A 22,358-nucleotide genomic window follows, 5' to 3' on the forward strand; every position below is an offset into this window, starting at 1 on the left:
ATCAACGCTCGATCGTTCCGGTGCGGCGGATCTTCTTCTGCAGTTGCAGCACGCCATAGATCAGCGCCTCCGCGGTGGGCGGGCAGCCGGGCACATAAATGTCGACCGGCACGATGCGGTCGCAGCCGCGCACCACGGAATAGGAATAGTGATAGTAGCCGCCGCCATTGGCGCAGGACCCCATGGAAATCACGTAGCGCGGCTCCGGCATCTGGTCATAGACTTTGCGCAGCGCAGGGGCCATCTTGTTGGTCAGCGTGCCGGCGACGATCATCACGTCCGACTGGCGTGGCGAGGCGCGCGGCGCAAAGCCGAAGCGTTCAAGATCCCAGCGCGGCATCGAGGCCTGCATCATCTCCACCGCGCAGCAGGCCAGCCCGAAAGTCATCCACATCAGCGAGCCGGTGCGGGCCCAGTTGATGAGGTCGTCCGAGGCGGTGACGAGGAAGCCCTTGTCGGCAAGTTCGGCATTGATCCCGGTGAAGAACTCGCGCTGCTCAGGCGAAGTCTGTTCGATCAATCCCATTCAAGAGCTCCCTTTCGCCATTCATAGATGAAGCCGATGGTCAGGACGGCGAGGAAAATCATCATCGACCAGAAGCCGAAAACGCCGACCTCCTTCAGCGAAATCGCCCATGGAAACAGGAAGGCCACCTCGAGATCGAAGATGATGAAAAGGATCGACACCAGGTAGAAGCGCACGTCGAACTTCATGCGCGCATCGTCGAAAGCGTTGAAGCCGCATTCATAGGCCGAGAGCTTCTCGGGGTCCGGGTTGCGGAAGGCGATCAGAATCGGTGTGATCAGCAGGATAAGGGAGAAGCCGAGCGCCACCCCCAGGAAGATGACCAGCGGCAGGTATTCTCTCAACAGTTCTGGCATGTTGCTCTCGCCTCTCGGTCCGCCGGAGCGGCGGACAAGAATCCGCCGCTTGGTAGCGCACCGCCCCTCTCCCCGCAAGTTTTTCGGCACAGTTGTCAAAGCTTGATGACAAATGTGGCAGGCTGACGCGCACAGGGCGCGGCCTCGCTCTCAGCCGAGATTTCGGGATGGCGGGCAGACCAGCCGGTATGTCCACTTGGTGGAGATGCGCCGCCGCAGCCTGAAGAAGACACAAACTGCCGCGAACCGGCCCGGAAAAAAAGACCGGGAATTTCGAAGCCGCCGGACGAAGCATTGGAATCTGAACAGCGGGAATTGCCATGTTATTGAAATCATGGCGCGAGTGACGGGGCTCGAACCCGCGACCTTCGGCGTGACAGGCCGACGCTCTAACCAACTGAGCTACACCCGCAATTCTGTGACAGGTCTGATAGGGGAACCCCCTTATTCTGTCAAGCGAACCGTCAACGTTTCTTGGCGGTGACCTCGATCTCGATTTTCATGCGGGGATCGATGAGCGACGCGATGAGGGCAGTGGACGCGGGTCTTGTTTCACCGAGGTATTTCCGGAACACGGGCCAGCACGGTTCGAAGTCCTCAGGCCTCGGAAAGATGTAGGTGACGCGCACCGCGTCGGCCAGGCTGAAGCCCGCCTTTTCCATCGCGGCCTGTATGTTACGGAAGGTCTGGTCTGCCTGCTCGGCCACGTCCTCCGAGATGGTCATGCTGTCATAGTTGAAGCCGGTGGTGCCGGAAACCCACATCCAGTCGCCGTCGACGATGGCGCGCGAATAGCCGATCTCGGCTTCGAATTTCGATCCCGATGAAATCTGGCGGCGGGTCATGGGGCTTCCTCCTTGGTTGCGGGGGCGAGTATCCCGCCCCAGTCGAGTTTGCGCGCTTGTTTGTAGGCCGCGCTGTCTCGCCTCGCAATGAGGCGGGTCTCGAGCCGTCCCTCCCCGCACAGCCGCAACGTCACGCCTGGTTTCGCGTGCTGTGGCGGCGCCACAATCCGGGCGCCCTGCGGCCGTGCGCCGTCACGCGCCAGAACCAGATATGCGAAAGGCTCATCCTCGAAGGGCACGCGTGCCGACTTGGCTTGCATGTGGGCGCGGCTGCGCGGAAGCCTGACCCTGAAGTGGCACCAGTCGTCACCGGCAATGGGGCACGCGAGCGCATGCGTGCAGGGCGCCACGGGAATGGCCCCCTCGCCGATCAGCCGCTGGCGCACCGCGCGCAGCCGGGCAAAGCCCTGGGGCGTTCCGGGCTCGACCAGCACCAGCGCCTTGCGGCTTGCCCGCCAAAGGCCCCCGGCAATGACCGCCGCCCGCGCCTCCGGCAGTTCTGCCAGCGCATAGGCGGCAATAACGAGATCGGCGGCAAGGCCCTCCGGCAGCTGCCCGATGCTGCACTGCAGGGCGGCGGCAAGGGCGAGCGGCGCTGGTCCATGACGCGCCAGTTCCGCCGCCAGCGCCAGGAAGGGACCCGACGTGTCGAGGAAGGTGACAGCGGCAAGCTCCGGCCATTGCTCCGCCGCGGTCCATGACGCCGTGCCAGGGCCCGATCCGGCATCAAGCAAACTCGCAGGCGCCAGATCGGGCCGCAACCGGGCGAGTTCCGCCAGCACCCGGCGCACCGCCGCGAAGGTCGCCGGCAAGCGCGCCACGAGATAGGCGCCAAGATCGATTCCCGCCGAACTGCCACCGGCCCGGTAAGTGGCCGAAAGCGCCGCGCTGGCGCGACGCCGGTCCCCCGCGTTGCGGCCAAGCCATGCCGCTACCGCGCCCTGCAGGGCTTGCGGCAAACTCATGACGATAAGGGAAAACAAAGTTGCACGGCGCGCGGCTCAAACCCTTTGGTCCGGCCCGTCATAACGGCCGGAACCCCGCTGCGAAAGGCCCCGCGATGTTCGTTTCCGTCTACCCTTCGCCCCGCCTGTTCTTTGCCCCGGCCATGCCAGGCAGGGCCCGGCCTGCGCCGCAGAGCTGCTGCCGGCCCGCACCACACACGTTTCATGCGATCGCGTCCCGAAGAATTGTTGCCGGGCCGGGTGACGTGGCCGCCTGAAATTGCTATCCTGTCGGTTGATTTGCGTGGGATCCTCATGACGTATCTCCGGTTGTCCGTTCTTGCCGCGTGCCTGCCCCTGCTGGCCGTGCTGTCGCCTGCCTCGGCCGATGAAGCGGGTGGGCACCGATATGTTCTGGACCTGGGCGGCGGCGTCCTAGCCCAGCCGCGCTATCCCGGTTCGGACGAGACGATCGCCGTTCCCTATCCGCTGATCGCCGTCAGCCGGCTTTTCGTGCCCGGCGTTGGCCAGATCGACGGCAATGACGGCACGCGCAGGATTACGGTCTATCCCTCCTTCAACTTCATCGGCGAACGCAATTCAGCCGATTCGAACGAGCTGGAGGGGCTGGAGGACGTCGATTGGGCGCTGGAAGCAGGCCTCGGCTTGTCCGCGCGCTATGACTGGATCCGCGGTTTCGCCGAGGTGCGCCAGGGCTTCAACGGCTATTCCGGCCAGGTGGCGAATTTCGGCGTCGACCTCATCGGCAGCCCGATGGAGGACCTCGAACTCCGTTTCGGGCCACGCGCCGGCTGGGGCTCGCAGAACTACATGGATACCTATTTCGGCATTTCGGCCAGCGAGGCCGCCGCAAGCCCGCTCTATGACCAGGCTTACAAGGCTAATGCCGGCTTCAACACGGTCGGGCTCGCCGGCTCCGCCACCTACAATTTGACGGATGACTGGAAGCTCCACGCACTGGTGGGCTGGGACCGTCTGGTGGGCGATGCCGGCAACAGCCCCATCGTCAAGGAAGGCAGCGTGAACCAGTATTACGCCGGCGCCGGCATCACCTACCGCTTCGCCTTCGACCTGTTCTGATCCACCCGGCGACACCCGCGCTGTCCGGGTTCCCGCATCGCATAAGGGGCAGAGGCGCGCCCCAACCCTCCGCGCCCAATTTGTCGATCGGCAACCACACTGCCGCCATGGCGTTGCACCCTGTGCAAACTCACCCGGGGACTTGCCAGACGCCTGTTGCGATGCTACTTATCTCCTACCGATTTTCTAGGCATTATAGAGATGTCCCTCGCCGACCGTATCAGCAGTGCCGTCCGGAGGTTCCAGCAGCGCTGGGACCGAATGGCGGATCGCACCTTCGGCAAGCCTCCCGCCGTTCATGACGAAATGGCGCGCGGCGAATTTATCTCGGCCTTCATCAGCGAGAGCGGCCGCGCCTTCCCCCGGGCCGGCGAGAATGGCCGGAGAGGCTGATCCGTCATAACGGGTCGAATTCGTTCAGTCCGATCCGCACCTCGGCTGCGAACAGCACCAGCGCTGCGCACAGCAACAGCATGGAAACGCTGAACAGCAGGGCTGTTCCCCACATGTGCTCGCGGTGCAGCAGCGCCGCGCCAAAGGCCACGATGATCAGCAGCGCCCCCGCCACGCCGCTGGCGATCGAGAACAGCAGCGAACGCTGCAGCAGCAGCACCCGGCGCCGCAGCCGCGGCAGGTCCTGCTTGAGGCGCGATTTGGAATGTCCGTCCGGCGGCAGGTCATTGATGAAGCGCATCCGCTCGATGACGTCATTCATCCTGCCGGCAAGGATCGACACGAAACTCGCCACCGCCCCAAGCAGGAATGCTGGCGCCACCACCTGCGATATGATCTGGGAGAGCTGTTCGATCGAGGGAACGAAATCCATAGCTGACTCCTGTGATGCGCAAGTAATTATCACAGGCTGTCCGCCAAAGGCTAATCGGCGATCTCGAAACAGTGCTAGGACTCGGATGCCGCAGCGCCGCGCGGGTGCGTTGAGCGCGCTTCGCGGTGAACCGCAATCGAGTTGGAGACTGCAATGATCTGCTCACGCACACCGCGCCGGCCCGGCCTCGCCGTGGTCACCGCCATGGCGGCCATGTGGGGCGCCCTTCCCGCCCATGCCGACGCCACCGCCGGCATCAAGGACCTGGTCAAGAGCATGACCGATTTCGTCGCCGCCCAGAAGTCGATCTCCTTCGACATGGAAACGGACCTCGAGATCGTCACCACCCAGGGCCAGCGCCTGTCGCTCGCCAGTTCCGGCGCCATCGACCTGAGCCGGCCTGACAAGATCCGCGTCGAGCGCAAGGGCGGCTTCGCAGACGTGGCCGCCGTCTATGACGGCAAGACGCTGAGTATCCTGGGCAGGAACCTGAACCTCTATGCCCAGGTCCCCATTGCCGGCGATCTCGACCACCTGATCGACGAGCTGCGCGACAAGTATGCCCGGCCGCTGCCCGCCGCCGACCTGCTGAAGAGCGACTCCTACAGCCAGATCATGACCGGGGCCACCGGCATTGCCTATCTGGGCGCCGGCGTCATTCTCGGCCAGATGTGCGACCACGTTGCCATGCGCAACGACGACGTGGACCTGCAGATCTGGATCGCCCAGGGCGACAAGCCCTATCCCTGCCGCTACACCATCACCAGCCACGCCATTCCCGGACAGCCGCAGTATTCGGTCGAGATCTGGAACTGGAAGTCCAGCCCCGAGCCGGGCAACGCCGATTTTTCCTTCACGCCGCCCGCCGGCGCCCAGGCCGTGGAACCCGCCAAGCTCGCCGACACCGACGAGCTTCCCGCGCATCTCGCCCGCAAGAACTGACAGCATGAGGATCACCATGATCAAGCGGATCGGCCTTCTGGCCTTCACCACGCTCGCCCTTGGCTTCGCCATCGAACTCGGCGGCCAGGCCCTCGCCCCCGGCAAGCTCGGCATCGTCACGCAGGCCCAGGCCATCATCGGCAGGCCCCTCACCCCGGTGAGCGTCGCCGGCGTCGCCCGCCGCACGGTGCGCCGCTGCGCGGTGGGGGTCTATTACTGCTGAGATAACACACCAGAGGCACCGCCCGCCGTTAATTGCGGGAAACGTGGTGGGCGATGAGAGACTCGAACTCCCGGCATCTTCGGTGTAAACGAAGCGCTCTACCAACTGAGCTAATCGCCCGCCCGGACGCAGGCTTAGCGCCCGGGATCAACACAATCAAGCCGAACAAAAACCCCGTGCGAGTTCTGAGGGCGCACGGGGCCGATGTGATTTGAGTGGTTTCAGAAACTAGCTCTGCGCTGGTCCGTCTCCTCGCTGAGTTGCCACGCCCGAAACGCATTACGGGGTCCATGTGCCGGTGATTCGGGGCGAATTTCAAGTTTTCGCAGCGGCGGGAGAGGCTCCTGCCTGATCTTGCGGCAGAAACGGAAAGGGCCGCCCCGAAGGGCGGCCCAGATGCCGTTTTGCGGAGGTTCGATCAGTGGGCGCGGGCTGCGCCCTCGACAGTCTTGTCGGCAGCCGCGCGGGCGGCGGCGGCCGCTTCCTCGGCCTCCTCGTCCCAGGTGATGGCCTCCGGCATGCGGGTCAGCGCATGCTTCAGCACCTCGTCCATGCGCGAGACCGGGACGATCTCGAGCCCCTTCTTCACATTCTCTGGGATTTCCGCAAGGTCCTTCACGTTTTCCTCTGGGATCATCACGGTCTTGATGCCGGCGCGCAGGGCGGCGAGCAGCTTTTCCTTCAGGCCCCCGATCGGCAGAACGCGGCCACGCAGCGTGATCTCGCCCGTCATCGCCACGTCCCTGCGGACAGGGATGCCGGTCATCACGGAGACGATTGCCGTGACCATGGCGATGCCGGCTGACGGGCCATCCTTCGGTGTCGCGCCTTCCGGCACGTGCACGTGGATATCGCGCTTGTCGAACACCGGCGGCTTGACGCCGATGGTCGCGGCGCGCGAGCGGACATAGGAGGAAGCAGCCGAGATCGACTCCTTCATCACGTCTCGCAGGTTGCCGGTCACCGTCATCTTGCCCTTGCCCGGCATCATCAGCGCTTCGATCGTCAGGATCTCGCCGCCGACTTCGGTCCAGGCAAGGCCGGTGACCACACCGACCTGGTCCTCGCGCTCGGCCTCGCCATGGCGGAACTTAGGCACGCCGAGATACTGCTGCACCACCTCCGGCGTCACCTGAATCTTCTTCTTCTTCGCCGTGATGATCTCCTTCACCGCCTTGCGGGCGAGCGAGTTGATCTCACGCTCCAGGTTCCGCACACCTGCTTCCCGGGTGTAGCGGCGGATGACCTCGTACAAGGCATCCTCCGTCACCTCGAACTCCGTGGCCTGAAGGCCATGGTGCTCGGCCGCCTTGGGCAGCAGGTGGCGCTTGGCGATCTCGAGCTTCTCCTCTTCCGTGTAGCCCGCGATCCGGATGATCTCCATGCGATCGAGAAGGGCGGGCGGAATATTGAGCGTGTTCGACGTCGTCACGAACATCACGTTCGAGAGGTCGTATTCGACCTCCAGATAGTGGTCCATGAAGGTCGCGTTCTGCTCGGGGTCCAAAACCTCCAGCAACGCCGCGGACGGGTCGCCGCGGAAGTCCATGCCCATCTTGTCGATCTCGTCCAAGAGGAAGAGCGGGTTGGACTTCTTGGCCTTCTTCATCGACTGGATGACCTTGCCCGGCATCGAGCCGATATAGGTGCGGCGGTGGCCGCGGATCTCGGCCTCGTCGCGCACGCCACCAAGAGACATGCGGATGAATTCGCGGCCCGTGGCCTTGGCGATCGACTTGCCGAGCGAGGTCTTGCCGACGCCGGGCGGGCCGACGAGGCACAGGATGGGACCGCGCAGCTTGTTGGTGCGGCTCTGCACCGCGAGATATTCGAGGATGCGTTCCTTCACCTTGTCGAGGCCGAAGTGATCGGCATCGAGCACGTTTTCGGCGAACTTCAGGTCGTGCTTGACCTTGCTCTTCTGGCCCCAGGGGATGCCGAGCAGCCAGTCGAGATAATTGCGCACGACGGTGGCTTCCGCCGACATCGGGCTCATCTGGCGCAGCTTCTTGATCTCGGCTTCGGCGCGCTCGCGCGCTTCCTTGGAGAGCTTGGTGGTCTTGATGCGGCCTTCGAGCTCGTCGATTTCGTTCTTCTCTTCGCCGTCGCCCAACTCCTTCTGAATGGCCTTCATCTGCTCGTTCAGATAATACTCGCGCTGCGTCTTCTCCATCTGGCGCTTGACGCGGCTGCGGATGCGCTTCTCGACCTGGAGAACCGAGATCTCGCCTTCCATCAGCGCAAACACCTTCTCCAGCCGCTGCGCGACGGAGGTCATCTCGAGCAGCTCCTGCTTCTCGGCGATCTTGATGGCGAGATGGGCGGCGATCGTATCGGCCAGCTTCGACGGGTCTGCGATCTGGCCGACCGAGGCCAGCACTTCCTGCGGCACCTTCTTGTTGAGCTTCACATAGCTGTCGAACTGCGAAACGGCCGTGCGGGCCAGCGCCTCAGTCTCCGCCGGCGTGCCGGCATCGGACGGCAGCACCTCGACGTCCGCCTCGAAGAAATCGGTGCGGGCCGAGAAGCCGTGCACGCGCGCGCGGTCGGAACCTTCGACCAGCACCTTGACCGTGCCGTCGGGCAGCTTCAGCAACTGCAGCACCTGGGCCAGCGTACCCACCTCATAGACGGCGTCAGACGCCGGATCGTCATCGGCGGGGTTCTTCTGCGCGACAAGCAGGATGCGCTTGTCTTCGCGCATCGCCTCTTCCAGCGCCTTGATGGACTTCTCGCGCCCCACGAAGAGCGGCACGATCATGTGCGGAAAGACGACGATGTCGCGGAGCGGCAGGACCGGAATCGTCTCGTGGCTTCCTGCGGGGGTCGTTTTGCTCATACTGCTTCCTTTCATAGGCCGCCTCTGAGCCTGGCGCGGGAATGCCGCCAGACGAGGGTGCCCGGATTCTGGGCCGGCGGGCCACAAACCGGTTGAGTCTCATGCGCATGATACGCACAAATTCCCCGGAAGAGCAGCCTCAGCGTCGCGGGAGATGTGGAGAGCGCATGAGGAAATTTCAATGCACCCGGTTGCCGTCTTTTCGCGCTCCTCCAGCGGCAAGAGGACCCTTGACGCGAAAAGGCCGGGCCTAAACCCCGGCCTTTCCAATCGCTTGCGCAGTCGGTATCAGGCTGAAACCGTGGCCTTGCCCGACTGCTTGTCGGCGTAGATGAGGAGCGGCTTGGCCGTTCCCTCCACCACGTCCTTCGAAATCACAACTTCCTCGACGCCCGACATGGCGGGTAAGTCGAACATGGTTTCGAGCAGGATCGACTCCATGATGGAGCGAAGCCCGCGCGCGCCCGTCTTGCGCTCTATGGCGCGCCGGGCAATCGCGCCCAGCGCCTCCTCGGGGAAGTTCAGCTTCACGCCCTCCATTTCGAACAAGCGCTGATACTGCTTCACCAGCGCGTTCTTGGGCTCGACCAGGATCTGCACGAGTGCGGCTTCGTCGAGGTCCTCGAGCGTCGCCACGACGGGCAGGCGGCCGACGAATTCGGGGATAAGGCCGAACTTCAGGAGGTCCTCCGGCTCCAGCTCGCGCAGCACCGCACCCGTGCGGCGGTCCTCGTTGGAGCGGATTTCCGCGCCGAAGCCCAGGCCCGAACCCTTGGAGCGCTGATTGATGATGCGCTCGAGCCCGGCGAAGGCGCCGCCGCAGATGAACAGGATGTTGGTGGTGTCCACCTGCAGGAATTCCTGCTGCGGATGCTTGCGGCCGCCCTGCGGCGGCACGGAGGCGACCGTGCCTTCCATGATCTTCAGGAGCGCCTGCTGGACGCCCTCGCCCGACACGTCGCGCGTGATAGACGGGTTGTCCGACTTGCGGCTGATCTTGTCGACCTCGTCGATATAGACGATGCCGCGCTGGGCGCGCTCGACATTGTAATCGGCGGCCTGCAGCAGCTTGAGAATGATGTTCTCGACGTCCTCGCCCACATAGCCCGCTTCGGTCAGGGTCGTGGCGTCCGCCATGGTGAAGGGAACGTCCAGGATGCGGGCCAGCGTCTGGGCCAGCAGCGTCTTGCCGGAGCCCGTGGGGCCGACCAGCAGAATGTTCGACTTCGCCAGTTCCACGTCGTTGTTCTTCTGGGCGTGGTTCAGGCGCTTGTAGTGATTGTGCACCGCGACCGAGAGCACCTTCTTGGCGTGCTCCTGGCCGATAACGTAATCGTCCAGAACTTTCCGGATCTCGTGCGGGGTGGGCACGCCGTCCTTGGATTTCGCCAGCGAGGTCTTGTTCTCCTCGCGGATGATGTCCATGCACAGCTCGACGCATTCATCGCAGATGAACACGGTCGGGCCCGCAATCAGCTTGCGGACCTCATGCTGGCTCTTGCCGCAGAAGGAGCAGTACAAGGTGTTCTTGCTGTCGCTCCCCGTTGCTTTACTCATTCCATCTCCTTGGACATGTGCTGCGCGATACACACGCAGTCTCTGACAAGACTTCACCGCCATTGCCGCAGTTACATCGCGGGGGCCCGGCACACCGGTTCAGGACGGCAATTCAGCATGGTCGGGCCGGGTTAATCAAGAATTGATTGTCCGGCACGCCCCACCGGCGCAATGTCTGGTGGAAAACGATAGGTTTACTTCCCTTCGGCGGGGGCGGCGCGTTTCTCGATCACCTTGTCGATGAGGCCGAAGGCGAGGGCGGCTTCCGAGGTGAAAAAGTTATCGCGCTCAAGGGCTTCCTCGATGGTCCGGTAGTCGCGGCCGGTGTGATGGACGTAGATTTCGTTCAGCCGGCGCTTCAGGCTCTCGACTTCCTTGGCATGGATCAGGATGTCGGTCACCTGGCCCTGATAACCGCCCGAAGGCTGGTGAACCATGATGCGGGCATTGGGAAGGGCGAAGCGCAATCCCTTCTCGCCCGCCGTCAGCAGAAGGGAGCCCATGGACGCCGCCTGCCCCATGACCGTGGTGGAAACCGGGCAGCGGATGAACTGCATGGTGTCGTAGATCGACAGGCCGGAGGTGACGACACCGCCCGGGCTGTTGATATACATGGAGATTTCCTTCTTCGGGTTTTCCGCCTCGAGGAACAGAAGCTGCATGCAGATGGAAGCCGCGACAGTGTCGTCGATGGCCCCGGTGATGAAGATGATGCGCTCGCGCAGCAGGCGGGACGGCAGGTCATACACGCGCTCGCCCCGGCTCTCCTGCTGGATGACGGAGGGCCAGAAGGCGCCGGTGGTCAGGAATTCGACGGGATCGCGCATGGAGGTCCTTCGGATGAATCGGGTTATTTGCCGATCCTTAGATAGGTGAGCCTGCGGGAGGATGGAAGAGGTATTCCCGGCACGTGTCTTGCCGGCCGGTCATGCCATGGCCGGGCGCCAGCAACGTGTCATGCCAGCGCATGTTCCGATGAGATGGAATCATCTCATCGAAAAGAAAATGCGACAGAGTCGAAAGCTGGCGCAACTTTACGCCCTCAAGTGCGGATGCACTTGAGGGCCCGTTGCGCTAGCAGGCTGGCATCCAGCTTCCCTTTTCCAAAGCTTAACCCCGGCTTCCGTGCAGCGTCCCAGACGGTTGGATTGACAGTCCGGGGGTGATGCGAAGGGGAAGGGTAGTGTCCAGATTCTTTCGCACATTTTTTCAAGCGACGGCGGCTTCGGTTGGGTTTTCGTCGGCCTGAAACAGTGGCCGCATGTTCATGTAGCGCTTCGTTGACCACTGGGTTCCCGCAATGTGCCGCAGACGGGCTGCCGCAAGGTTGAGGCAGGACTGACCATTTGGGAATGCGCCAACCACGCGTGTCCGGCGCCGGATCTCCCGCATGATGCGCTCCAGCGGATTGTTGGTCCTGATCTTCTGCCAGTGGATGTCAGGGAAGGCGTAATAGCTCAGGGTCTCGTGCACCGATTGCTCGACGAGATCAGCAGCCTTGCCCATCTTCAAAAGCCGGAGTTCGGCAATGATGGCCCTCGCCTTCTCATCGGCTGACGTACGGCTCTCCTGGGCATGGATCGCCTTGAGCATGTGGCTCACGTCCCGCACCCGGGTTGCCGGAACATGGCTGAATACATTGTGGTAGAAATGAACCATGCACCGCTGCCACCGGGCGTCTGGCAGATACTCGGCTGCACTTTCCACGAGGCCACGGCAGGCGTCCGAGATGATCAGCCTGACGCCGTTGAGGCCGCGCTCGACCAGGTGGCGGAGGAACGCGGACCAGCCGGACTTGTCCTCCTTGGCTCCCTCACAGATCCCCAGAATCTCCCGGAAACCCTCGGTATTGACCGCACTTGCCACGAGCAGGGAGACATTACGAACCTCGCCCGCCCAGCTGCGCTTCATCACGATCCCGTCGAGGTAGAGATAGGGATGCTCCCCCGTGATGGCACGGTTCCGCCAGGCCTCGATCTTGGCGTAGATCTTCTTGTTCAGGTTCGAGACCGTGGCGGGGCTCACACGCGTACCCCACAGCGCCTCTGTAATGTCCTCCACGCGCCTGACAGACACACCGGCCAGGTACATCTCGATCAGCGATTCCTCGACAGATGCCTCTCGGCGCCGGTAGCGCTCAATGATGGCCGTTTCAAAGACCTGCTGGCGCAGTTTCGGAACCTTCAGCTTCACCTCACCGGCCGAGGTGTGCAGCGTCCGGTCATAGCTGCCGGCCCGGGTATCGACCCGATCAGCGCTGCGCTGGTAGCGCCCAGCCCCGCACAGCTCGTCTGCCTCGGCATCGAGCATCGCGTTGAGCGTCTCCTCAACCGTTCCACGGACCATCTCGCCCAGGTGGTCGCGGATCCGGGCCTCGTCGATCTTGATGACTTCCCCCATCGGTCTGCCTTCGTTCTCTTCCTTCATGGCCTCTTTCCTCCTTCAATCTGAAAGAAACCGCCCGTTTTGAAAAGTGCGAAAGATTCTGTACGTTATCCATCGGTTGTCTCCCCTGACGTTATTGGCTTCGGGCGTTGTGGCGCAAGTTAGCTGTCAATCGTTATATATAAAAACGTGCGGGACACAATACCAAGCAGCGCGCAGTTGGTTTCATGCTCCCGCACAAGTTGCGTTGGCCAAAGCCGGTTGCGGTCTGCGTCACTCATTCAGGAGCAAGCATAGCTCCCGCGGCCCGCGCGGTCTGTGACGGCCACCGCACTTCACAAGAAAAGCTGGAAAACCGATAGAGCGTGAGCCCGGACGCGCCAGCGCTGCCTGCCATGACGGCGCGGCAGCGGACACAAAAAACCCCCGGATCACGTCCGGGGGTGATGCGAAGGGGAACGACTCCCACGGACCCGTGATGCCATGGCCCGGCCCTCAAGACCCTCGCGGTCCGGCTCAGGCCGTTCCGCCCATCCCGTCCTCGTCCTCCACCATCTTCTTCAGTTCTTCACTGGTGACGGTCTTCTCGTCCACCCTGGCGGCGGCGACGATGGCGTCGACGACCTTCTGCTCGAAGATGGGTCCACGCAGTTCGATCATCGCTCCGGGATTGCGGCGGTAATAGTCGATGACCATCTTCTCCTGTCCGGGGAACTGGCGCATGCGGTTCAGCAGCGCGTTCTGCAACTCCTGCTCGGACACGGTGACACCCTGCGTCTCGCCCATGCGGCCGAGAACGAGGCCCAGGCGCACGCGGCGTTCGGCGATGGCGCGGTACTCCTTGCGGGCTTCCTCCTCGGTGGTGTTCTCGTCGGCGAAGGACTTGCCGGCGCGGGTCATCTCGCCCGAGAGCGCGTTCCAGATGTTGTTGAATTCGGCTTCGACCAGCTTCTCCGGCAGTTCGAAGGAATATTCCTTGTCGAGCGCGTCGAGCACGTCGCGCTTCAGCTTCATGGCGCTCATCTGGGCGAATTCGCCGCCGATGCGCTGCCGCAGTGTGTCGCGCAGCTTGGCCAGGTCCTCGAAGCCCATCTTCCTGGCGAAATCATCGTCGACCGGCGCTTCCCCCGGAGCCTCGACCTTGGTCACCCTAGTGGCGAATTCGGCGGGCTTGCCGGCAAGCGTGGCGACACTGTAATCGGCCGGGAAAGACACCTTCACGGTAACCTCGTCGCCCGCCCTGGCGCCGGTCAGCTGGTCCTCGAAGCCGGGAATGAACTGGCCCGAGCCGATCTCGAGGGCCACGTCCTCGGCCGTGCCGCCGTCGAAGGGCTTGCCGTCGATGGCGCCGGCGAAGCTGATGGTCACGCGGTCGCCCTTTTCGGCGCCGCCCTGCTTCTCCACGAAGCTCCTGGACTGCGAGGCGAGGCGCTTCAGCGTCTCGTCGATCTGGTCCTCGGCCACTTCGGCCATGTGGCGGATGAGCGGCAGGCCCGAATGGTCCTTCACCTCGAAATCGGGGATCACTTCCAGCGCCATGGTGAAGGCAAGGTCGCTCTTGCCGTCCATCACGGCGGCGATCTCGGCCTCATCCGCCGGCAGCTTCACTTCCGGCTGGTAGGCGGGCTTCAGGTTCTTGTCCTCGAGCAGACGCTTGGAGCGGGAGTCGACGGCGTCCTGCAGCACCTCCGCCATGGCTGACTTGCCGTAGACGCGCTTCAGATGCGACACCGGCACCTTGCCTGGGCGGAAACCGCGGATGTTGGCGCGCTTCGACATATCGGCCAGCTTGGCGTTCAGCTCCTTGTCGAGCTCCGCCTGGCCGACCACCACCCTGTACTCGCGCCTGAGGCCGGCGTTCTGCGTCTCGGTAACCTGCATCGTTGTGCTTCCGTCTGTAAACTCATGGACCCTTGGCTCCGGATCTCCTCGGCTCGCGCGTGGTGCGGGCGGCGAGACTCGAACTCGCAAGCCTTGCGGCACTGGAACCTAAATCCAGCGTGTCTGCCAATTCCACCACGCCCGCGCACGAGCAAAAGACCGGGCCGTTGCAATGGGCGCGGTCTATAGCAGAGGGCTGTCAGGGATGCCAGTGGGGAAAAAGGCCGGTTGCGGCCGTCCTGAACCCTTTTTCCGGCGACCTGTCACTGAACTTTCGTCCAGCAGCATTCCGAGGACGGGCCTGTTGCATGCTCCGTTGGCCGGGTTGAGCAAGAGGCTGGCTTGCAGAGCCGCAGAACACCTCAACATTAGATCGCCGCCTGACCCTATCAGCGGACAGAGACAAATGTCAGGCGAATACTGTTCTTGCGCAGAATTTCCATTATCGCTCCATAGGAGCACCGAAAGCAATGGGGATATCCTTGACCGCTTTTCTTTCGGCATCGGAAAGATAGCTTCCGCCGTCGAAGAGAAGTTCACGTGCGAGATAAGACGTGGCGAGCCTTCCAAAATTGGTCAGATGAACGACGCCGATGCGGTTTGAATCGTCGCCAATACGCCGCACAATGCCTTGAAACCTCTCGACGCCACCAAGATGGCAATTGAAATTGTGGAAGGAACTGAACTCCACGAAGCAGTCTCGCGAGTGGCAGACATAGTTGAGAGCGGTCTGCTCAGCCATGTGTGAATGAGCTGCATCCATTCGCGCCATTCTATCCTCGCCGGAAAACACCAACTCAATCTCGCGGCGCCAAGCCCGCCAAACGATGCTCGTCCTGGAGAGCGCGAACAGGCCGGAGTTCAATATGTTCTTTCCCCAATAAGAGCCTGCTACGGCGGATCCATATAACGAAGTATACCAAGAATATGAATACTGGCGGAAAGTCTCCGCCTGCTCATCCGTCATGCCGTGAACCCAGGCGTCAGTGCGCGCAATGGCGATTTTCCCGGCGCCGCAGGAAGCCGCTGCAATGAAGGACCTCAAGGTTGCCGCATGCTGGAGCCACATGTCGGAATCGAACCAGACATATACATCATAGTCTGGTGCGATAACTGGCAGGTAGGGCCGGCAGATTTGAGCGGCGATATATTCGATGCGGGTGTTCGGAATGTATCCCGGTATGTGCGCCGCGGGATCGAAAGCAACGATATGGGCTCCGCGACTGACGAGCCATTCCCGCGAGCCGTCCGAGATGCCGCCATCGATAAACACAAGATCGAAGCCGATCGCAGCCTCCCTTTCGAGGCTCAGGACCAAACCCTTGGCCAAGGGAAAGAAGTTTTCGTCGCAGCCGAAGCAAGCGGCGATTCGGGAATGTGTCATCTCACGCCGGCTCCACGAATATCATACTTGCATCCACCAGAATGAATCGACGACATGCAACTCCGCGCCGCGCTGCCGGGATATTCTGTCAACTTCGCGGATGACGTCTGGCCACTGGTCGGAATAGTCATGTCCACACAGAATTCCGCCATCTTTCAGCTGCTTAAGCCAATGCAACAGGTTGCTGGCAAGAATGGGATTTTGATGAATGGAATCTTCGAATACGAGATCGACGGGAAGTGCCCAACTCCCGAAGTCCCTGGGGCTGTAGCCCTCCAGCGGAACGATGTTCAGATGCGAGGATGTAAAGCGCAGGAATGCGTCCTTCGAGAAGAGGGGGCAATTTTCATTCTTCGCTTCGACCAGATCGACGATCCATTGCTCCCGGACCCACGGGTCAATACAGAAAAGCGTTGCATCGCGAGGTATCGCGGCAGCGATAGCGTTGCTCGACAATCCATAGAGCGAGCCGATCTCCACGGCATATCCGCCCGGTCCGACACGCGTGCAAACCTTCCGGAGCTCGTCGAGCTCCGGGACCGTCATCTGGCCCGGGGTCTTCAGCATGGCGTGCGTATCTCTGTTGTCGCCTGAAGGTATTGTTGGTCTCTACGGCAGAGCATCGGCTATTTCACCCGCGCGTCTATGAAGTCGGCCAAGGGCATTATCAGTTTCTGGAACCAGCGTGGAAGGTTGTCCCAAATCGTCTCAAGTCTCCGCTTTACAAGGGAGGGGGTTTCAAACGCCGGAAAGAAATCGTCAGGCAGGATCGCCGCGAGCGCATCACGATTTTTCGCCACAAACCGATCCGCTTGATGATCGATTGCCTGCATAAGGCTTGAGGACTGTGCGACGCGAGGCCTTCTCCATGCTCCGGTCACGACCGATCCTATGAAATTATTGGACTTATGGACCCGATAATCGCCCAGCACATCATAGATCAGAAGCGTCCCCCCGATCGCGGACGACAGTTGAACGAGATAGTAATCTGCGCAAATGCGGATCGTATCCGTCTGCTCGGAGACGATCATCGCCAGTATGTCCCTGCGGAACATGAATGAAGACGTGGCGGAGTATGGCCACCCGCGTCTCGCAGGTTGGCGATATTTGACGGCAAATGCTTCCATGGGAGAAAAAGCAGGCATCTGGAGCATTGCTATATGGGGTATGTCCATGAGCGGAGGTTCGCCCGGTGTTATGTGGCCGAAAGCAAAGAATGTTCCCTCGAGAACCTGTCCGCCGTCATCCACGGTGCGCGTATTTGACGCCGTCATTGCCGCTCCCCGGGCAGAGTTGAGATGGACGGCAATATGCTTCTCGACAAAAGAGGGATCGAGCGCGTCGTCAGCATCGAGGAAGACGACGAAACGGCCATCGCTGTTTTCCAGGCCCGCCCTGAACGCCTTCATCTGTCCGGAATTCTGACCGAGCCTTATCGTTCGGAACTTCGGGTCATTCAGTCCGTCGACAATGGAACAGGCAATTTTGTACGAATCATCGGTGGAGCAGTCATCGACGATAACGCATTCGATGTTAGAGTATGTCTGGGCGATGACCGAGCGTATCGCGTATTCGACATATCGGGCATAATTATAACAAGTGATTATGATTGTTACCTTGGGTAGCAAGTCGAATCCCTCCGAAACCTTCCATTGAGAATTATTTACAATTCAGACGCCTTGCAACATGCCTTTGGCAAGCTTGCCCAGCGGAAAATTGCATCCGAAGGCCAGCCCGGTGATGAGCAGCAGGACAAGCGGGCGGTTCATAGGCTCTCGAGCAGCGTCTCGGCGGTGAGCCCCCGGGGGCCGTGGCGTCTGGCAGCCTCCCCATGCAGCCAGACGGCCGCACAGGCCGCCTCGAAGCCCGCCATGCCCTGCGCCAGCATGGCCGTCACGATCCCCGCCAGCACGTCGCCGGAGCCCGCCGTGGCAAGCCCTGGCGGCGCGTTGACATTCACCCGGGCGCGGCCATCGGGTGCGGCGATCACCGTGTCCGCCCCCTTCAGCACCACCACCGCGCCAGAGCGTTCCGCCGCCTTACGCGCAAGTTCAATCCTTGAATTATATGAAGCGTCTAGTCCATTAAATATACGCGCAAATTCTCCTTCGTGCGGGGTCATCACCACGGGCCGCCCCGGAACCATTTCGATGAGCCGGAACAGCCGCCCGGTCTCCTCCGCGAAGGAGGTCAGCGCATCGGCGTCGAGCACCGCCGCCGCCCCGCTCAGCAGCACTGTTTCAACCAGGTCGCGCGTGCCGGCCCCCACCCCCGCGGCCGGCCCGATGCACACGGCATTCTTGCGCTTGTCCGCCAGCAGGGCGGAAAGATCCATGCCGGACAGCATGATGGCAGTCACGTGCGAGGCATGCACGGCAAGCGCTTCGGGTCCGCCGGAGATGGTCACCAGCCCCGCCCCGCTCCGCAGCGCCGCCTCCGCCGCCAGCCGCGAGGCCCCTGTGTGGAGCGGCCCGCCGGACACCACCACGGCATGGCCGCGGCCATACTTGTGGCCGCCCGGCGCCGGTTGCGGGAGGCGGATTCCGCAATTGATGGAAGCCCTTGGGCGGATCTCCTGCAAGACGGAGCGAGGTATGCCGATGTCCGCCAGCGCCACCGCGCCGCACAGTTCCCGGCCCGGCAGCAGCACATGGCCGGGCTTCTTGCGGAAGAAGGTGACGGTCACCTCGGCCCGCACGCTCGCCCCGCGCGGCTGGCCGGTCAGCCCGTCGAGGCCCGACGGCACGTCCACCGCCACCACCGGGCAGCCCGCCCGGTTGATCGCGCCCGCCAGCGCCTCCGGAAAATCCTTGGACAGCCCCGCCCCGAACAGCGCATCGACGATCAGCCCCGCGCCGATCATGTCGCCCACCGCCTCCACCGGCCCTTCCCAGCGGGCCGCCATGGCTGCGGCGTCGCCCTTCAGCGCCGCGCGCTCGCCCAGCAGCGCCAGCCGCACCGGCCAGCCCCAGGCCTTCAGGTAACGCGCCACCACGAAGCCGTCGCCGCCATTGTTGCCAGGCCCGCAGAGGACCAGCACCGGCCGCGCGCCGTAGCGCCGCACGATCTCGTCCGCCACCACCCGCCCCGCCGTCTCCATTAGGGCGAGCGGCGGCACGCCGGCCGCTGCCGCCAGCGCATCGGCACGGTACATCTCTTCCGGGGTGAGAAGTTCATGGGTCATGAGGCGAGGCTAATGCCTTTTGTCCCCAATGGGAATTACCCCTTCCACCGGCCCCCGCCACACCCCCTCATGCCATCATCCCGGCGCGGACCAGGAAAGATGTTTCCTCATGACGGCCACGCCAAAGTGCCTGAGAATTAGGCAGTACAGCCCAATTTCCGGTCAGGTCGATCTGCTCAAATTTCAGGCTTCCCCTGCAAGCCACTGATTCAACAGCCCGCGGAAACTGGCACAAGGCATGCATTCTAATCGGCAAAATACGCGAGGCTGTCAAGCACATGAAAAAGATCGAGGCGATCATCAAGCCCTTCAAGCTGGATGAGGTGAAGGAAGCGCTGCAGGAGGTGGGCCTGCAGGGCATCACGGTCACCGAGGCCAAGGGCTTCGGCCGCCAGAAGGGCCATACCGAACTCTATCGCGGCGCCGAGTACGTGGTGGACTTCCTGCCCAAGGTGAAGATCGAGGTGGTGCTGGCGGACGAGTTCGTGGAGCGCGCCGTCGAGGCGATCCAGAACGCCGCGCGCACCGGCCGCATCGGCGACGGCAAGATCTTCATCTCCAACATAGAGCAAGCCATCCGCATCCGTACCGGGGAGTCCGGTCCGGACGCGCTCTGACCCGTCCGCAACAAGAAACCAGCACAGACCAGAGGAAGATCATCATGAGCAAGCCCACGGACGTTTCCGGCGTCCTCGCACTGATCAAGGACAAGGACGTCAAGTACGTCGACCTGCGCTTCACCGACCCGCGCGGCAAGATGCAGCACCTCACCATGGACGTCAGCCAGATGCACGAGGATGCCTGGGCCGAGGGCCTGATGTTCGACGGCTCCTCGATCGCCGGCTGGAAGGCCATCAACGAGTCCGACATGGTGCTGATGCCCGACCCGTCCTCCGCGCATCTCGATCCCTTCTATGCCCAGACCACGCTCTCGGTGTTCTGCGACATTCTGGAGCCCGGCACGGGCGAAGGCTATGCGCGCGACCCGCGCATGATCGCCAAGCGCACCGAGGCCTATCTCAAGTCGACCGGCATCGGCGACACGGTGTTCGTCGGGCCCGAGGCGGAATTCTTCATCTTCGACGACGTGAAGTTCGCCGTCACCCCCTACAACACCGGCTTCAAGCTGGACTCGGTCGAGCTGCCGTCCAACTCCGACCGCGACTACGACACCGGCAACATGGGCCACCGCATGCGCACCAAGGGCGGCTACTTCCCGGTGAACCCGATGGACTCGGCGCAGGACATGCGCTCCGAAATGCTGTCCACCATGGGCGAGATGGGTTTGATCGTCGAGAAGCACCACCACGAAGTCGCCTCCTCGCAGCATGAGCTGGGCACCCGCTTCCAGCCGCTGGTCACCGCCGCGGACCACATGCAGATCTACAAATATGTGATCCACAATGTGGCGCACGCCTATGGCAAGACGGCGACCTTCATGCCGAAGCCCATCTTCGGCGACAACGGTTCGGGCATGCACTGCCACTTCTCGATCTGGAAGGACGGCAAGACCCAGATGTCCGGCAACCAATATGCCGACCTCTCGGAAACCTGCCTCTACTTCATCGGCGGTGTCATCAAGCACGCGAAGGCGCTGAACGCCTTCACCAACCCGTCGACCAACTCCTACAAGCGCCTGGTGCCGGGCTATGAGGCCCCGGTGCTGCTCGCCTATTCCTCGCGCAACCGCTCGGCCTCTTGCCGCATTCCCTTCACGGCGAACCCCAAGGCCAAGCGCGTCGAAGTCCGCTTCCCCGACCCGACCGCCAACCCCTATCTCTGCTTCTCGGCCATCGTCATGGCGGGCCTCGACGGCATCGTGAACAAGCTCCACCCCGGCCCCGCCATGGACAAGAACCTCTACGACCTGCCGCCCGCCGAACTCGCCAAGGTCCCCACCGTCTGCGGTTCGCTGCAGGAGGCGATCGATTCGCTTTCAGCCGACCACGAGTTCCTGCTCAAGGGCGGCGTGTTCTCCAAGGACCAGATCGAGAGCTATCTCGAACTGAAGCAGGAGGAACAAGACCGCTACCGGATGACGCCGCACCCGGTCGAGTTCGACATGTATTACAGCTGCTGAGCCGATCCCTCGGGACGCGACAGAAAGAGCCCCGGCCGGGAGGCCGGGGCGTTTGCCGTGCTTGACCCCATGGCTCGCCACCGGCTGGCGCTTGTGGTAGCGGGCGGCCAGGCGCTAATCCGATGCCACCATGCCTTCCGCTCACCCGCTTCACCTGCGCTCCCCCGCCGCCGAGTTCCGTCTCGGCGTATTGCTGGTTGCAGGCTCCGCCATCACCTGGAGTTTCGGCGGCACCATTGCGCGCTTCATCCATGTCGCTGACCCATGGACGGTGGTGTTCTGGCGCGCTCTTTTCGCCTCCTCCTTCCTGCTGCTCTTCATGCTGTGGCGCGACGGGCCCAAAGCCACCGCCGCGATGTTCCGCAACATGGGGCTGCCGGGCCTTGGCGTGGCCGTCTGCTTCGGTGTCGCCTCGTCCTGCTTCGTGGTGGCGCTGCAGTATACGACCGTCGCCAACATCCTGCTCACCCAGGCGGCGGCACCGCTGTTTGCCGGGCTCTTGGCCTGGATGGTGTTCGGCGAGCGCATCAATGGCGCCACCTGGGCCGCCATCGCCGCGGTGATCGGCGGCGTGGCCATCATGGTCTCGTCCTCGGTCTCGGGCGAGGTTTCGCCCCTGGGCGATGGGCTGGCGCTGGTCATCACCATCATGTTCTCAGCGGCGATCGTCATCACGCGCCATTACCCGGAGGTGCGGATGACGCCGGCCGTCTGCCTTGGCACCGCCATGGCCTGCGCGGCCGCCTTCTTCCTGTCGGGGCCGCTGGCCGTCAGCCTGCACGACCTTTGCTGGCTTTTCCTGTTCGGCGCGGTGAACCTTGGCGCGGGTCTTGCCATGTTCGTCACCGGCGCACGCCTCATCCCGGCGGCGCTCGCCGCGCTGGTGGGCACGCTGGAACCGGTGCTGGGACCGGTGTGGGTGTGGATTTTCCATGGCGAGGTGCCGTCGGCGCGCACCATTCTCGGCGGCGCCATCGTCTTCGCGGCCCTGTTCCTGCATATCCTCACCGACTGGCGGCGGCAGCGAAAGCAGAAGCGCACCAGCCCCTAGAGCATTTTCACGCTTAGCGGAATCGCGGATTTTCTTAGGGCCTGTTTGGTGATTCAGTGTTCATGTTGATTCGGCATGGAGACCTGCGATGGGAGTGTCGATAGCTAATTAACTTGTCCGGTTTTGGTAGCACATCAAATGTCCGCTTCTTGTCTTTTGTTCTCCTGTGGGACTGTGGGCAAGGCGGAGCCTTGTCCACATTTCCACAGGTGTTGCGGCTGAGCGGATTTAAGC

At 62.6% G+C, this 22,358-nt stretch carries 21 protein-coding genes and 3 tRNA genes; 7 read left to right on the forward strand and 17 right to left on the reverse strand.

Annotated elements, in window-relative coordinates:
* Window position 1 precedes the first annotated feature (1 nt).
* The 5 genes from IOC82_RS15700 to IOC82_RS15720 form a co-directional block, all read right to left on the reverse strand.
* Window positions 2-526 carry an NADH-quinone oxidoreductase subunit B family protein gene (locus tag IOC82_RS15700; protein WP_290547145.1) on the reverse strand — a complete coding sequence of 175 codons (525 nt, stop codon included), beginning with the start codon at window positions 524-526 and terminating at the stop codon, window positions 2-4.
* Complete coding sequence (locus tag IOC82_RS15705; RefSeq protein ID WP_290547146.1) at window positions 517-882, reverse strand: NADH-quinone oxidoreductase subunit A; 366 nt, start codon at window positions 880-882, stop codon at window positions 517-519. The genes IOC82_RS15700 and IOC82_RS15705 overlap by 10 nt, the downstream gene beginning before the upstream one ends.
* A 335-nt stretch (window positions 883-1,217) precedes the next feature.
* Window positions 1,218-1,294, reverse strand: a tRNA-Asp gene (locus tag IOC82_RS15710).
* 52 nt (window positions 1,295-1,346) lie between these two features.
* Complete coding sequence (locus IOC82_RS15715) at window positions 1,347-1,727, reverse strand: RidA family protein (protein WP_290547147.1); 381 nt, start codon at window positions 1,725-1,727, stop codon at window positions 1,347-1,349.
* Complete coding sequence (locus IOC82_RS15720) at window positions 1,724-2,692, reverse strand: small ribosomal subunit Rsm22 family protein (protein ID WP_290547148.1); 969 nt, start codon at window positions 2,690-2,692, stop codon at window positions 1,724-1,726. The genes IOC82_RS15715 and IOC82_RS15720 overlap by 4 nt, the downstream gene beginning before the upstream one ends.
* Before the next feature lie 294 nt (window positions 2,693-2,986).
* On the opposite strand from IOC82_RS15720, the gene IOC82_RS15725 reads away from it, so the two are divergent.
* Both IOC82_RS15725 and IOC82_RS15730 read left to right on the forward strand, forming a co-directional pair.
* Window positions 2,987-3,772, forward strand: a complete 786-nt coding sequence (locus IOC82_RS15725; protein ID WP_290547149.1) for a MipA/OmpV family protein — start codon at window positions 2,987-2,989, stop codon at window positions 3,770-3,772.
* Between the two features lie 261 nt (window positions 3,773-4,033).
* Complete coding sequence (locus tag IOC82_RS15730; protein WP_290547150.1) at window positions 4,034-4,165, forward strand: hypothetical protein; 132 nt, start codon at window positions 4,034-4,036, stop codon at window positions 4,163-4,165.
* A 4-nt stretch (window positions 4,166-4,169) separates the two neighbouring features.
* Here IOC82_RS15730 and IOC82_RS15735 read toward each other — a convergent pair whose 3' ends face one another.
* Window positions 4,170-4,598, reverse strand: a complete 429-nt coding sequence (locus tag IOC82_RS15735) for a DUF2721 domain-containing protein (RefSeq protein ID WP_290547151.1) — start codon at window positions 4,596-4,598, stop codon at window positions 4,170-4,172.
* 153 nt (window positions 4,599-4,751) lie between these two features.
* Here IOC82_RS15735 and IOC82_RS15740 point away from each other — a divergent pair, with 153 nt between their 5' ends.
* On the forward strand, window positions 4,752-5,540 hold the full coding sequence (locus IOC82_RS15740) for a DUF2092 domain-containing protein (RefSeq protein WP_290547152.1): 789 nt from the start codon (window positions 4,752-4,754) through the stop codon (window positions 5,538-5,540).
* 10 nt (window positions 5,541-5,550) lie between these two features.
* On the forward strand, window positions 5,551-5,763 hold the full coding sequence (locus tag IOC82_RS15745; protein ID WP_290547167.1) for a hypothetical protein: 213 nt from the start codon (window positions 5,551-5,553) through the stop codon (window positions 5,761-5,763).
* A 44-nt stretch (window positions 5,764-5,807) separates the two neighbouring features.
* On the opposite strand, the gene IOC82_RS15750 is transcribed toward IOC82_RS15745, so the two are convergent.
* From IOC82_RS15750 to IOC82_RS15800, 11 genes are all read right to left on the reverse strand, one after another.
* Window positions 5,808-5,883, reverse strand: a tRNA-Val gene (locus tag IOC82_RS15750).
* A gap of 298 nt (window positions 5,884-6,181) precedes the next feature.
* A complete protein-coding gene (lon, locus tag IOC82_RS15755) occupies window positions 6,182-8,602 on the reverse strand; it encodes an endopeptidase La (RefSeq protein ID WP_290547153.1) in 2,421 nt (806 codons plus the stop codon).
* Between the two features lie 288 nt (window positions 8,603-8,890).
* The gene (clpX, locus tag IOC82_RS15760; RefSeq protein ID WP_290547154.1) at window positions 8,891-10,159 is read right to left on the reverse strand and encodes an ATP-dependent Clp protease ATP-binding subunit ClpX; all 1,269 of its coding nucleotides are present in this window, start codon (window positions 10,157-10,159) and stop codon (window positions 8,891-8,893) included.
* A 194-nt stretch (window positions 10,160-10,353) separates the two neighbouring features.
* Entirely contained in the window at window positions 10,354-10,986 is a 633-nt protein-coding gene (locus IOC82_RS15765) for an ATP-dependent Clp protease proteolytic subunit (protein WP_290547155.1), read from the reverse strand.
* Window positions 10,987-11,368: 382 nt separating this feature from the next.
* Entirely contained in the window at window positions 11,369-12,559 is a 1,191-nt protein-coding gene (locus IOC82_RS15770; protein WP_290547168.1) for an IS256 family transposase, read from the reverse strand.
* 501 nt (window positions 12,560-13,060) lie between these two features.
* The gene (tig, locus tag IOC82_RS15775) at window positions 13,061-14,425 is read right to left on the reverse strand and encodes a trigger factor (RefSeq protein WP_290547156.1); all 1,365 of its coding nucleotides are present in this window, start codon (window positions 14,423-14,425) and stop codon (window positions 13,061-13,063) included.
* 60 nt (window positions 14,426-14,485) lie between these two features.
* A tRNA-Leu gene (locus tag IOC82_RS15780) sits at window positions 14,486-14,570 on the reverse strand.
* Between the two features lie 297 nt (window positions 14,571-14,867).
* Window positions 14,868-15,809, reverse strand: a complete 942-nt coding sequence (locus tag IOC82_RS15785) for a hypothetical protein (RefSeq protein WP_290547157.1) — start codon at window positions 15,807-15,809, stop codon at window positions 14,868-14,870.
* Window positions 15,810-15,830: 21 nt separating this feature from the next.
* The gene (locus tag IOC82_RS15790) at window positions 15,831-16,376 is read right to left on the reverse strand and encodes a class I SAM-dependent methyltransferase (protein ID WP_290547158.1); all 546 of its coding nucleotides are present in this window, start codon (window positions 16,374-16,376) and stop codon (window positions 15,831-15,833) included.
* A 59-nt stretch (window positions 16,377-16,435) separates the two neighbouring features.
* Window positions 16,436-17,437, reverse strand: a complete 1,002-nt coding sequence (locus IOC82_RS15795) for a glycosyltransferase (RefSeq protein WP_290547159.1) — start codon at window positions 17,435-17,437, stop codon at window positions 16,436-16,438.
* A gap of 137 nt (window positions 17,438-17,574) precedes the next feature.
* Window positions 17,575-18,993, reverse strand: coding sequence for an NAD(P)H-hydrate dehydratase (locus IOC82_RS15800; RefSeq protein WP_290547160.1), 1,419 nt, complete (start codon window positions 18,991-18,993; stop codon window positions 17,575-17,577).
* Window positions 18,994-19,271: 278 nt separating this feature from the next.
* On the opposite strand from IOC82_RS15800, the gene IOC82_RS15805 reads away from it, so the two are divergent.
* From IOC82_RS15805 to IOC82_RS15815, 3 genes are all read left to right on the forward strand, one after another.
* Window positions 19,272-19,610 carry a P-II family nitrogen regulator gene (locus tag IOC82_RS15805; protein ID WP_290547161.1) on the forward strand — a complete coding sequence of 113 codons (339 nt, stop codon included), beginning with the start codon at window positions 19,272-19,274 and terminating at the stop codon, window positions 19,608-19,610.
* A gap of 44 nt (window positions 19,611-19,654) precedes the next feature.
* Window positions 19,655-21,073 carry a type I glutamate--ammonia ligase gene (glnA, locus tag IOC82_RS15810; protein ID WP_290547162.1) on the forward strand — a complete coding sequence of 473 codons (1,419 nt, stop codon included), beginning with the start codon at window positions 19,655-19,657 and terminating at the stop codon, window positions 21,071-21,073.
* Window positions 21,074-21,203: 130 nt separating this feature from the next.
* A complete protein-coding gene (locus IOC82_RS15815) occupies window positions 21,204-22,124 on the forward strand; it encodes a DMT family transporter (RefSeq protein ID WP_290547163.1) in 921 nt (306 codons plus the stop codon).
* The last annotated feature ends 234 nt before the right edge of the window (window positions 22,125-22,358 follow it).

The organism is Aestuariivirga sp., from assembly GCF_020252395.1.
GTDB lineage: Bacteria > Pseudomonadota > Alphaproteobacteria > Rhizobiales > Aestuariivirgaceae > Aestuariivirga.

Bases quoted from the DNA above. Each gene is read 5' to 3' on its own strand.
- tig (WP_290547156.1), bottom strand. From the start codon at position 14,425: ATGCAGGTTACCGAGACGCAGAACGCCGGCCTCAGGCGCGAGTACAGG.
- IOC82_RS15700 (WP_290547145.1), bottom strand. From the start codon at position 526: ATGGGATTGATCGAACAGACTTCGCCTGAGCAGCGCGAGTTCTTCACC.
- IOC82_RS15715 (WP_290547147.1), bottom strand. From the start codon at position 1,727: ATGACCCGCCGCCAGATTTCATCGGGATCGAAATTCGAAGCCGAGATC.
- IOC82_RS15720 (WP_290547148.1), bottom strand. From the start codon at position 2,692: ATGAGTTTGCCGCAAGCCCTGCAGGGCGCGGTAGCGGCATGGCTTGGC.
- glnA (WP_290547162.1), top strand. From the start codon at position 19,655: ATGAGCAAGCCCACGGACGTTTCCGGCGTCCTCGCACTGATCAAGGAC.
- IOC82_RS15705 (WP_290547146.1), bottom strand. From the start codon at position 882: ATGCCAGAACTGTTGAGAGAATACCTGCCGCTGGTCATCTTCCTGGGG.
- lon (WP_290547153.1), bottom strand. From the start codon at position 8,602: ATGAGCAAAACGACCCCCGCAGGAAGCCACGAGACGATTCCGGTCCTG.
- IOC82_RS15800 (WP_290547160.1), bottom strand. From the start codon at position 18,993: ATGACCCATGAACTTCTCACCCCGGAAGAGATGTACCGTGCCGATGCG.
- IOC82_RS15805 (WP_290547161.1), top strand. From the start codon at position 19,272: ATGAAAAAGATCGAGGCGATCATCAAGCCCTTCAAGCTGGATGAGGTG.
- IOC82_RS15785 (WP_290547157.1), bottom strand. From the start codon at position 15,809: ATGACACATTCCCGAATCGCCGCTTGCTTCGGCTGCGACGAAAACTTC.
- IOC82_RS15740 (WP_290547152.1), top strand. From the start codon at position 4,752: ATGATCTGCTCACGCACACCGCGCCGGCCCGGCCTCGCCGTGGTCACC.
- IOC82_RS15815 (WP_290547163.1), top strand. From the start codon at position 21,204: ATGCCTTCCGCTCACCCGCTTCACCTGCGCTCCCCCGCCGCCGAGTTC.
- IOC82_RS15735 (WP_290547151.1), bottom strand. From the start codon at position 4,598: ATGGATTTCGTTCCCTCGATCGAACAGCTCTCCCAGATCATATCGCAG.
- IOC82_RS15790 (WP_290547158.1), bottom strand. From the start codon at position 16,376: ATGCTGAAGACCCCGGGCCAGATGACGGTCCCGGAGCTCGACGAGCTC.
- IOC82_RS15725 (WP_290547149.1), top strand. From the start codon at position 2,987: ATGACGTATCTCCGGTTGTCCGTTCTTGCCGCGTGCCTGCCCCTGCTG.
- IOC82_RS15765 (WP_290547155.1), bottom strand. From the start codon at position 10,986: ATGCGCGATCCCGTCGAATTCCTGACCACCGGCGCCTTCTGGCCCTCC.
- IOC82_RS15770 (WP_290547168.1), bottom strand. From the start codon at position 12,559: ATGGGGGAAGTCATCAAGATCGACGAGGCCCGGATCCGCGACCACCTG.
- IOC82_RS15730 (WP_290547150.1), top strand. From the start codon at position 4,034: ATGGCGGATCGCACCTTCGGCAAGCCTCCCGCCGTTCATGACGAAATG.
- clpX (WP_290547154.1), bottom strand. From the start codon at position 10,159: ATGAGTAAAGCAACGGGGAGCGACAGCAAGAACACCTTGTACTGCTCC.